The organism is Pseudomonas sp. PDM20 (genome assembly GCF_014852575.3).
Classification (GTDB): domain Bacteria; phylum Pseudomonadota; class Gammaproteobacteria; order Pseudomonadales; family Pseudomonadaceae; genus Pseudomonas.
Map to the genome: position 1 here is coordinate 4,816,491 of NZ_CM181224.1, position 12,722 is coordinate 4,829,212.

General features: G+C 68.1%; 9 protein-coding genes. 4 read left to right on the plus strand and 5 right to left on the minus strand.

The genetic code is table 11. The features are described from left to right. Window positions 1–60: 60 nt before the first annotated feature. Window positions 61–2,205 (minus strand): DNA helicase RecQ, encoded by a 2,145-nt coding sequence (recQ, locus tag IB261_RS22015; protein ID WP_081520265.1) that lies wholly within the window; start codon window positions 2,203–2,205, stop codon window positions 61–63. A 196-nt stretch (window positions 2,206–2,401) separates the two neighbouring features. Here recQ and IB261_RS22020 point away from each other — a divergent pair, with 196 nt between their 5' ends. Together IB261_RS22020 and IB261_RS22025 are read left to right on the plus strand one after the other, a co-directional pair. Further along, window positions 2,402–2,989, plus strand: coding sequence for a UPF0149 family protein (locus IB261_RS22020; RefSeq protein WP_045212487.1), 588 nt, complete (start codon window positions 2,402–2,404; stop codon window positions 2,987–2,989). A gap of 51 nt (window positions 2,990–3,040) precedes the next feature. Beyond that, a complete protein-coding gene (locus tag IB261_RS22025; protein WP_192381147.1) occupies window positions 3,041–3,439 on the plus strand; it encodes a YbaN family protein in 399 nt (132 codons plus the stop codon). On the opposite strand, the gene IB261_RS22030 is transcribed toward IB261_RS22025, so the two are convergent. Genes IB261_RS22030 through IB261_RS22045 form a run of 4 tightly spaced genes read right to left on the minus strand, consistent with a single transcriptional unit; the run spans window position 3,431 to window position 9,843 of the window. Then, on the minus strand, window positions 3,431–4,864 hold the full coding sequence (locus IB261_RS22030) for a heavy metal sensor histidine kinase (RefSeq protein WP_192381146.1): 1,434 nt from the start codon (window positions 4,862–4,864) through the stop codon (window positions 3,431–3,433). The genes IB261_RS22025 and IB261_RS22030 overlap by 9 nt on opposite strands. Further along, entirely contained in the window at window positions 4,861–5,553 is a 693-nt protein-coding gene (locus tag IB261_RS22035) for a heavy metal response regulator transcription factor (protein ID WP_081520262.1), read from the minus strand. The genes IB261_RS22030 and IB261_RS22035 overlap by 4 nt, the downstream gene beginning before the upstream one ends. 52 nt (window positions 5,554–5,605) lie before the next feature. Further along, on the minus strand, window positions 5,606–8,701 hold the full coding sequence (locus IB261_RS22040) for a multidrug efflux RND transporter permease subunit (RefSeq protein WP_192381145.1): 3,096 nt from the start codon (window positions 8,699–8,701) through the stop codon (window positions 5,606–5,608). Continuing rightward, window positions 8,698–9,843: an efflux RND transporter periplasmic adaptor subunit gene (locus IB261_RS22045; protein ID WP_218189956.1), complete on the minus strand. Its 1,146-nt coding sequence runs from the start codon at window positions 9,841–9,843 to the stop codon at window positions 8,698–8,700. The genes IB261_RS22040 and IB261_RS22045 overlap by 4 nt, the downstream gene beginning before the upstream one ends. A 208-nt stretch (window positions 9,844–10,051) precedes the next feature. Here IB261_RS22045 and lapG point away from each other — a divergent pair, with 208 nt between their 5' ends. Further along, a complete protein-coding gene (gene lapG, locus IB261_RS22050) occupies window positions 10,052–10,753 on the plus strand; it encodes a cysteine protease LapG (protein WP_081520260.1) in 702 nt (233 codons plus the stop codon). 12 nt (window positions 10,754–10,765) lie between these two features. Further along, entirely contained in the window at window positions 10,766–12,721 is a 1,956-nt protein-coding gene (lapD, locus tag IB261_RS22055; RefSeq protein WP_192381144.1) for a cyclic di-GMP receptor LapD, read from the plus strand. Window position 12,722 lies beyond the last annotated feature (1 nt).

The following is a 12,722-nucleotide window of genomic DNA, read 5'->3' on the forward strand; positions in this document are numbered from 1 at the left end:
GAAAAAGGCGCCGTTGCTGGCACATTGATATTTCATCTGTAACGCCGTGTGTCGGCGCGATCAGACTTCCAGCTCGGCCTGCAGGGCGGCACGCACGCAGTGCAGGACACCTAGAGGCACGCGGCCTTCGAACAGCTCGGCGATGGCGCTCACCGGCGGCAGTTCGCCGTCCTCGTCGAGGAAGGCATCCTGGACTTCGCCGAGCAGTTCCTCGGGCAGGTCCAGTGCCTGTTCCAGGGTCAACTGCTGGCGGCCGATGGCCTCGGCCAGCAGGCTGTAGACGTTCTTCTCGCTGCAATCGAGCTGGCGGGCGATCTGCGCGGGGGTCATGCCGGCGCGGGCCAGGGTCACCAGTTCGTGGCGCAGGTCGGTGACCGGTGCGGGGGTATCCGGCGCCTTGTCCGACTCGGTGAGGACATCGAGGAAGGCCTGGCCGTAGCGCTCCAGCTTGCGCGCGCCGACGCCGCTGACCTGGGCCATGGCGGACAGCGTGGTGGGCTGGCTGCGGAGCATTTCCAGCAGGGTCGCATCGGGGAAGATAACGTAGGGCGGCACCGAGTGCTCCTCCGCCAGCTTGCGCCGCAGGGTGCGCAAGGCTTCCCACATCTCGCGTTCTTCCTGGCGCACCAGCTGGCTGGCCGGGCTGGCGCCACCGGAGGAGGAGGACTTGCTGCGCTGCGGCTTCGGATCGCGGCGCAGGGCCAGCGTCTCCTCGCCGCGCAGCAGCGGACGGCAGGCCTCGGTCAGGCGCAGGCCGTTGAAGCCGTCGACATCCACGTCGGCGAAACCACGGGCGACCAGTTGGCGGAACAGCGTGCGCCACTCGTCCTCGCCACGGGATTTACCGATACCGAACACCGCCAGGTGCTGGTGCCCGACGCTGCGCACTTTTTCGGTGTCCTTGCCCAGCAGCACGTCCACCAGGTGGCCGACGCCGTAGCGCTGGCCGCTGCGGTAGATGGCCGACAGGGCCTGGCGCGCGGGCTCGGTGGCGTCCCAGGTTTCCACGCCATCGACGCAGATGTCGCAGTGGCCGCAGGGGTTGGGCATCACTTCGTCGAAGTAGGCCAGCAGCGCCTGGCGGCGGCAGCGGGTTTCTTCGCACAGCGCCAGCATGGCTTCGAGCTTGTGCCGTTCGACGCGCTTGTGGCGCTCGTCGCCCTCGGAGTTCTGCATCATCTGCCGCAGCAGCAACACGTCCTGCAGGCCGTAGGCCATCCAGGCGTCGGCGGGCAGGCTGTCGCGGCCGGCGCGGCCGGTTTCCTGGTAGTACGCCTCCAGGCTCTTGGGCAGGTCCAGGTGCGCGACGAAGCGCACGTTGGGTTTGTCGATGCCCATGCCGAAGGCGACGGTGGCGACCATGATCAGCCCTTCCTCGTTGAGGAAGCGCTTCTGGTGATAGGCGCGCAGGTCGTTGGACAGCCCAGCGTGGTAAGGCAGCGCCGGGAAGCCCTGGTTGGAGAGGAACTCGGCGACCTCCTCGACCTTCTTGCGCGACATGCAGTAGACGATGCCCGCGTCGCCGCGCCGCTCGCTCAGGAAGCCCAGCAGCTGCTTGCGCGGCTGCTCCTTGGGCACGATGCGGTAGAAGATGTTCGGCCGGTCGAAGCTGGAGAGGAACTGCTCGGCGTCCTGCAGGTGCAGGCGCTGGATCATCTCCTCGCGGGTACGCATGTCCGCCGTGGCGGTCAGGGCGATGCGCGGTACATGCGGGAACAGCTCGGCGAGCTGGCCCAGCTGCAGGTATTCGGGACGGAAGTCGTGGCCCCACTGCGATACGCAGTGCGCCTCGTCGATGGCGAACAGGCCGATTTCCAGGCGCTGCAGGAAGGCCAGCATGCGCGGCTGCACCAGGCGTTCCGGGGCGAGGTAGAGCAGCTTGATCTCGCCGCGCTGCAGGCGGTCGGCGATCTCGCGCTGGGCCTCGGGGCTCAGCGAGGAGTTCAGCGCCGCCACCGGCACACCCAGCTCGTCCAGCGTGGCGACCTGGTCTTCCATCAGCGCGATCAGCGGCGAAACCACCACCGTCAGGCCCTCGCGCAGCAGCGCCGGAACCTGGAAGCACAGCGACTTGCCGCCGCCGGTGGGCATCAGCACCAGGGCATCGCCGCCGCCGGCCACGCGCTCGATGATCCGCGCCTGATTGCCGCGGAAGGCGTCGTAACCGAAAACGTCTTTGAGGATGCGCAGGGCCTGATCGAGCATGGGGGACTCCGAATGAAGCCGCGCATTATACGCAAGCGATCCCGCTGCGGCCGGCACCTTGTCCGGGAAACTGCGGAAAAATCCGTCACATGCGTCCGAGCCCTGCGTCGGCGCGGGCTGCACGGGCATTTGGCTTTTGCCGCGGGCCTGCGGAAAGACTACAATTCGGGACCGATCACCTCCGAGGTAGTACCCGATGTCCTTCGCCGACCAATTGTCCCGCCTGCAAGCCTTTCTCGATGCCGATGACCTGCACGAGGAAGCCTTGGACTACGTGGCGGCACACGGCTACCTGACCGCCCTGGCGATCTGCCCGGAGGAAGTGCCGGAGCGCGAGTGGATCGACGCCCTGTTCGCCGAGCCGCCGCACTACCGCAGCGAGGAAGAGCGCAGCGAGATCGAATCCACCCTGGTCCAGCTGAAGGCGCACATCATTCGCCAGATGGCCGGTGACGAGGAACTGGAGCTGCCCTGCGAGCCCTACCTGGGCGACGAGCCGGACGACTCCGACATCCGCGGCTGGTGCATCGGCTTCATGGAAGGCGTGTTCCTGCGCGAGGCCATCTGGTTCGAGCAGGCCGAGGAAGAAGTCAGCGAGCTGCTGCTGCCGATCATGGTCGGTTCCGGCCTGTTCGACGAACAGCCCGAGTTCGACGAGATCGCCAGCGACCGCGGGCTGGTGGACGACATGGTCGCGCAGATCCCCGAGCTGCTGACCAACCTGTTCCTGCTGTGCCAGGCGCCGGAAGAGAAGCCGGCGCTGCTGAAGCCGCGCACTCACTGATCCGCCACCGGAGCTGCGCCGCGCGGCTCCGGACTCGCTTCGCGCCAGTCGATGCCTCGAGAAATCCGCCAGAGCCGCCACGCCTGGGTTCGCTACTGCCTGCTCGGCGTCGGCTGGCTCAGCGTGGCCCTGGGCGTGATCGGCATCTTCCTGCCGGTCCTGCCCACCACACCCTTCCTCCTGCTCGCCGCCGCCTGCTTCATGCGCAGCTCCCAGCGCTTCTACGACTGGCTGGTGAACCACCCCAAGCTCGGCCCGTGGATTCGCGACTACCTGGACGGTGAAGGCATCCCGCTCAAGGGCAAGGTCTACGCCATCGGCCTGATGTGGTGCAGCATCCTGGTTTCCGGCTTCGTGGTGCAACGCCCCTGGGCCTGGGCGTTCATGCTGACCAGTGCGACGCTGGTGAGCATCTACCTGATCCGCACCAAGACCCGGCGCCTAGACTGATCGCGGAGTCAGCTGCGGCACCTGGCCGCCCTCTTCCTGCACGGGCGCCACCACCGGCCCCACCGCATCCACGGTAAAGCCAAAGGTGTTGATGCCACCCTCGCTGCGCACGAACACCGAGCCACCATGCATGCTCGCCACCGCCTTGACGATGGACAGCCCCAGCCCGTGGCTGCTCTGGCTGTTGGCGCGGGCCAGGTCGGCGCGGTAGAAGCGCTCGAACAGGCGCGCGCGCTGTTCGGCGTTGATCGGCTCGCCGGGGTTGCTGACTTCCACCAGCGCGGCGCCGCGCTCGCCACTCAGGCGCACCTCGACACGACCGCCCGGCGCGGTGTGCTGCGCGGCGTTATACAGCAGGTTGGTCACCGCACGCTGGAACAGCGCCCGCTCGACACAGGCACGGGCATCGCCACGAAGGTTCACCTGCACGCCCTGCTCGTCGAAGATCACCTCGAGGAAATCCACGGTCGTCGCCACTTCGGCCGCCAGCGAGGTTTCCACCCGCTCGGCCGCCAGCCCGCCCTGATCGACGCGAGCGAGGAACAGCATGTCGTTGACGATGGCGCGCAGGCGCTCCAGTTCCTCCAGGTTGGACTGCAGCACCTCTTCGTAATCCTGCGCACTGCGCTCGCGAGACAACGCCACCTGGCTCTGGCCGATCAGGTTGGCCAGCGGCGTGCGCAGTTCGTGGGCAACGTCGGCGTTGAACGACTCCAGACGCAGGTAGGCCTGCTCCAGCCGATCCAGCGCCTCGTTGAAGGCGCCCGCCAGCGCAGACAATTCCGTCGGCAAACCCTCCAGGCGCAGGCGCTGGGACAATTGCTTCGGGCTGATCTGCCGCGCCTCGGCGGAGAGTTCGCGCACCGGCCGCAGGCCGACCCGGGCAATCCAGTGCCCGCACAGCGTCGCCAGGGCGATGCCCAGGGCGGACAGCACGAACAGGGTGATCAGCGTGGCGTGGCGGGCGTGCTGGAAGGCCACGCTGTCGATCGCCGCGAGCAGCACCAGCGCCGGGCGCGAGCCGCTGGCCGGCAGCACGCCGACGCGGGCGCTGAGCGGCGAATCGTGGCCGGGCAGTTCCAGTTCGGCGTAGCCGTTGCCGCTCCCGAGCATCCGCCGTACCGCGTCGTTGGGCTGGCCGTAGCGGAAGCGCGAGTCGTCGCTGTCGATCCAGAAGCGGATCAGCTGGTACTCCTGGCTCAGGGTGTTGAGCTTGAGCTGCATGTGCGGCCAGCGCTCGGCCAGGTCGGGCTTGTCGAGCATGCGCGCGACCATGTTGAAGCGGGTGTCCAGTTCCGAGCGCTGCAGGCGCTCGATCTGCCCGTCCAGCACGCAGTAGAGGGCCGAGCCGATCAGCAGGAAGATGCCCAGCGCGGCGCCGGCGAACATGCCGGCCAGGCGCGTGGACAGCGACAACCCCCTCATGCCTCGCGCTCCTGGGTGGTGCGGCTTTCCAGCACGTAGCCCATGCCCCGGATGGTATGCAGCAGCTTGGTGTCGAAGGGGCCGTCGAGCTTGGCGCGCAGACGCTTGATGGCGACCTCGACGACGTTGGTGTCGGTGTCGAAATTGATGTCCCAGACCAGCTCGGCGATGGCCGTCTTGGAAAGGATTTCACCACTGCGCTGGGCCAGCACGCAGAGCAGCGAATACTCCTTGGCGGTCAGCTCCAGGCGCGTGCCGCCGCGCTGCACACGGCGGCTGACCAGGTCGATGGCGAGGTCGGCAATGCGCATCTGCGTCGCGCTTTCCAGGTGTGCGCCACGGCGGGTCAGGGCCTGCAGGCGCGCCACCAGTTCAAGGAAGGAGAACGGCTTGATCAGGTAATCGTCGGCGCCCTCGCGCAGGCCGCGCACGCGGTCTTCCACCCGCTCGCGGGCGGTGAGCATGATCACCGGCGTCTGCCGCTGCTCGCGCAGGGCGCGCAGCACGCCGTAGCCGTCGATGCCGGGGAGCATCACGTCGAGGACGATGACGTCGTATTCGCCATTGAGCGCCAGGTACCGGCCGTCGATGCCGTTGCTGGCGACGTCCACGGTGAAGCCCTGCTCGCTCAGCCCGCGTTGCAGGTAGTCGGCGGTCTTGCTCTCGTCTTCGACAATCAGTACGCGCATGCCAGTCCTCCGTTCGTGACGCCCGCAGTCCGGCATGCTACCCAGCCGCTCCTCATACCGCACCTCCCAGCGCGGCCGGTGCCGGTTGCTGGCGATGGAACAGCCGGTCCAGCGCCAGGTACACCACCGGTGTGCTGAACAGGGTCAGCGCCTGGCTGAAGACCAGCCCGCCGACCACCGCCACGCCCAGCGGCTGGCGCAGTTCCGAGCCGGTGCCGAAGCCGATCATCAGGGGGATCGCCCCCAGCAGCGCGGCCAGCGTGGTCATCATGATCGGCCGGAAGCGCGCCAGGCACGCCTCGCGGATCGCGTCGTAAGGCGACAGCCCACGCTGGCGTTGCGCGGCCAGGGCGAAATCGACCATCAGGATGCCGTTCTTCTTGACGATGCCGATCAGCAGCACCAGGCCGATCAGCGCCATCACCGAGAACTCCAGGCCCCAGCCCCAGAGCAGGAACACCGCGCCGATGCCGGCCGAAGGCAAGGTGGAGAGGATGGTCAGCGGGTGCACGAAGCTCTCGTAGAGCACGCCGAGGATCACGTAGACCGCGAACAGCGCCGCAAGGATCAGCAGCGGCTGGCTCGCCAGTGAACTCTGGAAGGCCGCCGCGGCGCCCTGGAATTCGCCGCTGATGCTGGATGGCATGCCGATCTCCGCCTGCGCCCGCTGCACCAGGCTGACCGCATCGCCCAGGGCCACGCCCGGCGACAGGTTGAAGGACAGCGTGACAGCCGGGAACATGCCGTTGTGGTTGATCTGCAGCGGCCCCGACTTGGCCGGCGTGACCCGCGCCACCGCCGCCAGCGGCACCATCTCGCCAGTCAGCGGCGAGCGCAGGTGGAACCACGCCAGGCTTTCCGCGCGGCCGCGCTGGCGCGAATCCAGTTCGAGGATCACCTTGTACTGGTTGACCTCGGTCTGGAATTCGCCGACCTGGCGCTGGCCGAAAGCGTCGTAGAGGGTCTGGCTGACGTCCTCGGCGGACAGCCCGAAGCGCGCCGCCGCCACCCGGTCGATTGCAAGCGAGGTGACGCTGGCGCCCATCTGCAGGTCGTTGGACACATCCTGCAGGCCGCCCTCCTCCTTCAACCGCTGGGTCAGGCGATCCGCCCACTGCGCCAGCGCCGCGCTGTCATTGCTGCGCAGGGCGTACTGGTACTGGGTGCGCACCGGCCCGGTGGCGAGGTTGATGTCCTGCGCCGAACGCAGGTAGAGGACGATACCCGGCACCTTGGCCAGCTTGGGCCGGATGCGGTTGATGAACTCGTCCACCGAGACGTCGCGGTCGCCACGGTCCTTGAGCACGATCCAGAAACGCCCGTTGGCCAGGCTCTGGCTGCCGCCGGTGATGCCGATGGCGTGGTTGTAGCTCTGTACCGCCGGGTCGGCGGCAACGATGTCGGCGAGCTGCTTGTGCTTCTCGGCCATGTCGGCATAGGAGATGTCTTCGGCGGCCTGGGTGGTGCCGAAGACGAAGGCGGTGTCCTGGGACGGGAAGAAGCCCTTGGGAATGCCGACGTAGCCGCCCACCGCGATGGCCACGCAGACCACGAAGCCGGCCAGCACCGTGCGCTGGTGATGCAGCGACCAGTCCAGCCCCTTGGCGTAGCGTGCCAGCAGCCAGCCGGCGATGCCTGCGTCATCATGTCCATGCTTCGGCGCGCCCATGAAACGCGAGGCCAGCATCGGCGCGATGGTCAGCGAAGCGACCACCGAAATCAGGATGGCCGCCGTGACGCTGACGGCGAACTCGCGGAACAGCCGCCCGACGATGCCGCCCATGAACAGCAGCGGGATGAACGCGGCGATCAGCGAGAAGCTGATGGAGACCACCGTGAAGCTGATCTCCGAGGCGCCGGCCAGTGCCGCCTGCACCCGGTCCTTGCCCTGCTCCAGGTGGCGGTGGATGTTCTCCACCACCACGATGGCGTCGTCGACGATGAAGCCCACGGCGATGATCAGCGCCACCAATGTCAGGTTGTTCAGGGTGAAGCCCAGCAGGTACATGGCCGCGAAGCTGGCGCTGAGCGACACCGCCAGCACGGTGGCGACGATCAGGGTGGCCGACAGCTGGCGCAGGAACAGCCCCATCACCAGCACCACTAACCCCATGGTCAGCAGCAGGGTCAGCTCCACTTCATGCAGCGAGGCGCGGATGGTGCGAGTGCGGTCGTTGAGTACTTCCACTTCGACGCCCGCCGGCAGCATTTCGCGCAGACGCGGCAGCTCGGCCTGGATGGCATCGGAGGTCTCGACGATGTTCGCGCCGGGCTGGCGCAGGATCACCAGCGCCACGCCGGGGCGGCCATCCGGCCAGGCCTGCACGTAGTCGTCTTCCGGCGCCTTCACCACCTTCGCCAGATCGCGCAGGAACACCGGTGCGCCGGCGCGGTAGGCAACCACGAGGTCGCCGTATTCGCTGGGGCTGAACAGCTGGTCATTGGCCGCCAGGGTGGACACGCGGCCGTCGCCGAACAGCGCACCCTTGGCCTGGTTGATGCTCGCCGACTGCAGCGATTGGCGCAGGTCGGCCAGGGTCAGGCGGTAGGCGGCGAGCTTCTCCGGCTGCGCCTGGATGCGGATCGCCGGGCGCTGCTGACCGACCACGAAGATCTGCCCGACCCCGCTGATCTGGCTGAGCTGGCGTGACAGCAGCACTTCGGCAAGGTCACTGAGCTCGATCAGCGGCATCAGCTCGGAATTCACCCGGACGATCATGATCGGGCTGTCCGCCGGGTTGATCTTGCGCCAGGTCGGCAGGTTCGGCATGTCTGCCGGCAGGCGCCCGGCGGCGGCGTTGATCGCGGCGGTGACCTCCTGGGCGGCGACGTCGATGTTCTTTTCCAGGTCGAACTGCAGCGTCAGGGTGGTCGAGCCCAGGGCGCTGGTGGAGAGCATCTGGGTGATGCCGGGGATGGCGCTGAACTGCACCTCCAGCGGGGTCGCCACCGAGGACGCCATGGTCTCCGGACTGCCGCCGGGGAGCAGCGCCTGCACCTGGATGGTGGGGAAATCCACCTGCGGCAGGGGCGCCACGCCGAGGCGGAAGAACGCCAGCAGGCCGAGCAGCAGCGAGGCGATGGTCAGCAGGCAGGTGGCAATGGGGTGGCGCACGCACCAGCCGGACATGCCGGCGCGCACGCTCACGGCTCGCTCCGGCGGGCCAGGGTCTGCACGTCGCCCTGCACGTCCACGCGGGCGCCGGGAGTCAGGCGCGAGTGGCCGTCGAGCACCACTTCATCGTCCGCCGCGAGGCCTTCGACCAGGGTGCGGCCATCCACTTCCTGGACGATGCGCACCGGCACCTTCTGCGCCTTGCCGTCCTCGATGCGGAACACGAAGGCACCGTCCAGACCACGGCGCACGGCACGGCTGTCCAGCACCAGGCCGTTGCGCAGCACGCCGGACTGCAGGTCGATGGCGACGAACTGCCCCGGCCAGAGCTGGCCGTCCTTGTTGTCGAAGACCGCGCGCACGCGGATGGTCCCGGTGCTGCTGGCGACCTGGTTGTCGATGCTGCGCAGGTGGCCCTCGCCGAGCAGCTGGCCGCCGTCGCGGCTGCGCGCGACCACCGGGGAGTCACCCTTCATCAGCGGTTGCAGCTGCGGCAGGCTTTCCTGCGGCAGGGCGAAGACCACCGAGATCGGCGACATCTGGGTGACGGTGAACAGGCCGCTGCTGTCATTGGTACGCAGCAGGTTGCCGACGTCGACGTTGCGGATGCCGACGCGGCCGGCGACCGGCGAGGTGATGCGGGTGTAGGACAGGCGCACGCGCTCGGCGTCGATGGTGGCCTGGTTGCCGCGCAGGGTCGCACGCAGGCGCGCTGCCTCGGCTTCGGTCTGCTCCAGGGTCTGGCGGGAAATCGAGCCGCGCTGGCTCAGCGTCTGGTAGCGCGCCAGGTCCTGCTCGACGATGCGCAACTGCGCCTGATTGCTTTGCCTGGTCGCCTCGGCCTGCTCCAGCGCGGCGTTGATGGCGCGGTCGTCGATGGTCGCCAGCAGTTCGCCTTCCTTGACCATCTGCCCCTCTTCCACCAGCAACGCGGTGAGCTGGCCTTCGACCTGCGGGCGCACCAGCACGCTGTGCAGCGAGGTGACTGTACCGACGCCATCGAGGTTCTGCGTCAGGTCCTCGCGGGCCACGCGCGCCAGGGTCACCGGCACGCCGGCAGGCTGGGCCGCTGCCTGCGGCGCCTCGTGCCGGCCGGCAAAGCCCCAGATGCCCGCTCCCAGCGCCGTCACCCCCAGCAACCCCGCCGCCAGCCAAACCCGCCGTTGCCCCTGCATCCCGCTCTCCTGCGTCTGGTTCGGCCACAGCGGCCGCATCCTGGGGTTATAAGCCAGAGCGCGGGACCGCACGCTGACCCTTAAATGACAATCCTGTCAGATTCGCCGGCAAGGCCCGTACGACGGGGCTTTTCGCCCAATGGCGATGCGCCAGCGCAAGTTTTCGAAGAGCGCCTAGACTCCACACATCCCACATGGAGCGCTGGCGATGCAGCCACCCCGAGGAGCCCTCTGGCTGTTCGCCAGCCCGCTGCGTCTGCGGGCCGGCGTGCTGCTGCTCGCGCTCCTCGCGCTGACCGCCGGCGCCGCCTGGAACTTCGACACCATCCTGAAGAACGCCGAGCAGCGCTACGGCAACCTCGGCACCGCCAAGACCCGCATCGAATCCTGGGGACGGCTGATCCAGGACAGCGAGAACCTCGACGAGAGCGCCAAGCTCAAGGCCGTCAACGCCTTCTTCAACGGCGCCCTGGTATTCACCGACGACCGCACCGTCTGGCGCCAGGAGGACTACTGGGCGACGCCGGTGGAATCCCTCTACAAGGGCGCCGGCGACTGCGAGGACTACTCCATCGCCAAGTTCGTCACCCTGCGCCGCCTCGGGGTCGCCAGCGACAAACTGCGCATCACCTACGTCAAGGCGCTGCAGCAGAACCAGGCGCACATGGTGCTCACCTACTACGCCTCCCCCACTGCCGAACCGCTCGTGCTGGACAACCTGATCCCGCAGATCAAGCCCGCCTCCCAGCGCAAGGACCTCCTGCCCGTCTACGCCTTCAACGCCGAGGGGCTGTGGCTGCCCGGCCCCGGCGGCGGCAAGCGCACCGGCGACAGCAAGAAGCTGTCGCGCTGGCAGGACCTGTTGACCAAGATGCGCGCCGAGGGCCTGGACCTCGACGAGACGCGATAGGAGAAACCCGGCATGTCATTGCTCAAGCAACTGTTCCTGGCGATCTGCCTGTTCCTCGTAGTGGCCTTCGCCGGCAGCTTCGCCGCCAGCCTGGAAAGCTCTCGCGAGCAGATGATCAGCCAGTTGCGCTCCCACGCCCAGGATGCCGCCACCGCACTGGGGCTGTCGCTCACCCCACATGTGGACGACCCGGCGATGATCGAGCTGATGGTCAGCTCGATCTTCGATTCCGGCTACTTCGCCACCATCCGCGTGGTGAGCATTCCCGAGGGCAAGGTGATAGTCGAGCGCGACAGCGACACGCAGAACCAGCAGGTGCCGGGCTGGTTCGCCACGCTGGTCAACCTCAAGGCCCAGGGCGGCGATGCGCTGATCATGCGCGGCTGGGAACAGGCCGCGCGGGTCGAGGTAGTCAGCCATCCGCAGTTCGCCCTGGCCAAGCTGTGGGACGGCGCGCTGGGCAGCCTCGCCTGGCTGCTGGCCTGCGGGCTGGTCAGCGCCATCCTTGGCGGCTGGCTGCTGCGCACCCAGCTCAAGCCGCTGGACCAGATGGTGCAGCAGGCCCACGCCATCACCCGCCGCGAATTCCTCACCCTGCCCAAGGAGCCGCGCACTCCCGAGCTCAAGCGTGTGGTGCAGGCGATGAACCAGATGGTCGACAAGCTCAAGGCGCTGTTCGCCGAGGAAGCCACCCGCAGCGAGAAACTGCGCGAAGAGGCCTACCAGGACAGCCTCTCTGGCCTGGCCAACCGCCGCCTGTTCGACGCGCGGCTGGATGCGCAATTGTCCCCCAGCGAACAGAACGCCGCCGGCTATCTGCTGCTGCTGCGCCTGAATGACCTGGCCGGGCTCAACCAGCGCCTGGGCGGGCAACGCACCGACGCGCTGATCCGCGACGTCGCCGAGTTGCTGGAGCGTGAGCGCGAGACCCACGGCACCCCGGACTGGCTCGCCGCGCGCAGCCGTGGCGGCGAGTTCACCCTGCTCGCCCCCGGCGTCGACAGCGCCAGCGCCGAACTGCTGGCCGACCAGCTCAGCGCCGCCCTGGAGAACCTGCGCGGCACCGGCGCCAGCGACTGCAAGCCGGTGGCGCACCTTGGGCTCGCGGCCTTCCGCCCCGGCGAATCCGCGGCCAGCGTAATGTCCCGCGCGGACCAGGCCCTGGCGCAGTCACAGGCCACCCCGGACCATCCCTGGCAGCGCCTGGACAGCTCCGGCGGCCAGCCCGCGCAGGACTCCCGCGCCTGGCGCGAGTGGCTCGACGACGCCCTGCAGAAAGGCAAGTTGCAGCTGTGGTTCCAGCCTGTGCGCGCCTGCGCCGAGAAAGGCGAACTGCTGCACCAGAAAGTCCTCGCGCGGCTGCTCGATCCCAAGGGCGAGGCCATCGCCGCCGGGCAGTTCCTGCCGTGGATCGAACGCTTCGGCTGGTCCGCGCGGTTCGACCTGGCCATGCTCGAACACGCCCTCGCCCACCTCGCCCAGCAACCGGCGCCACTGGCCTTGTCACTGTCGGCAGAAACCGTGCGCAGCGCCGAGCCCCTGCGCCAGCTGTTCGAAATCCTCCGCGCCCACCCGCAGGAAGCGCAGCTGATGACCCTGGAAGTAGACGAACGCTACCTGCCGCCGCCGGCCGAGCTGGAGAAGCTCGCCCAGTCGGTGCAGGACGTCGGCGCCAAGCTGGGCCTGCAGCACTTCGGCGGACGCTTCAGCCTGATCGGCAACCTGACCCGCCTGGGCCTTGCGTACCTGAAGATCGACGGCAGCTACATCCGCGCCATCGACCAGGACAACGACAAGCGCCTGTTCATCGAAGCCATGTACCGCGCCTCCAACAGCATCGACCTGCCGCTGATCGCGGAGATGGTCGAGACCGAGGGCGAGCTGCAGGTGCTGCGGGAGATGGGGATTGCCGGCGCGATGGGGCGGCTGGTCGGGGCGCCGAAGCCTTCGCAGAAGAACGGCGGGTAGA

Coding starts and splice junctions, on each gene's coding strand:
- recQ (WP_081520265.1), bottom strand. CDS start 2,205: ATGCTCGATCAGGCCCTGCGCATCCTCAAAGACGTTTTCGGTTACGAC.
- IB261_RS22020 (WP_045212487.1), top strand. CDS start 2,402: ATGTCCTTCGCCGACCAATTGTCCCGCCTGCAAGCCTTTCTCGATGCC.
- IB261_RS22025 (WP_192381147.1), top strand. CDS start 3,041: ATGCCTCGAGAAATCCGCCAGAGCCGCCACGCCTGGGTTCGCTACTGC.
- IB261_RS22030 (WP_192381146.1), bottom strand. CDS start 4,864: ATGAGGGGGTTGTCGCTGTCCACGCGCCTGGCCGGCATGTTCGCCGGC.
- IB261_RS22035 (WP_081520262.1), bottom strand. CDS start 5,553: ATGCGCGTACTGATTGTCGAAGACGAGAGCAAGACCGCCGACTACCTG.
- IB261_RS22045 (WP_218189956.1), bottom strand. CDS start 9,843: ATGCAGGGGCAACGGCGGGTTTGGCTGGCGGCGGGGTTGCTGGGGGTG.
- lapG (WP_081520260.1), top strand. CDS start 10,052: ATGCAGCCACCCCGAGGAGCCCTCTGGCTGTTCGCCAGCCCGCTGCGT.
- lapD (WP_192381144.1), top strand. CDS start 10,766: ATGTCATTGCTCAAGCAACTGTTCCTGGCGATCTGCCTGTTCCTCGTA.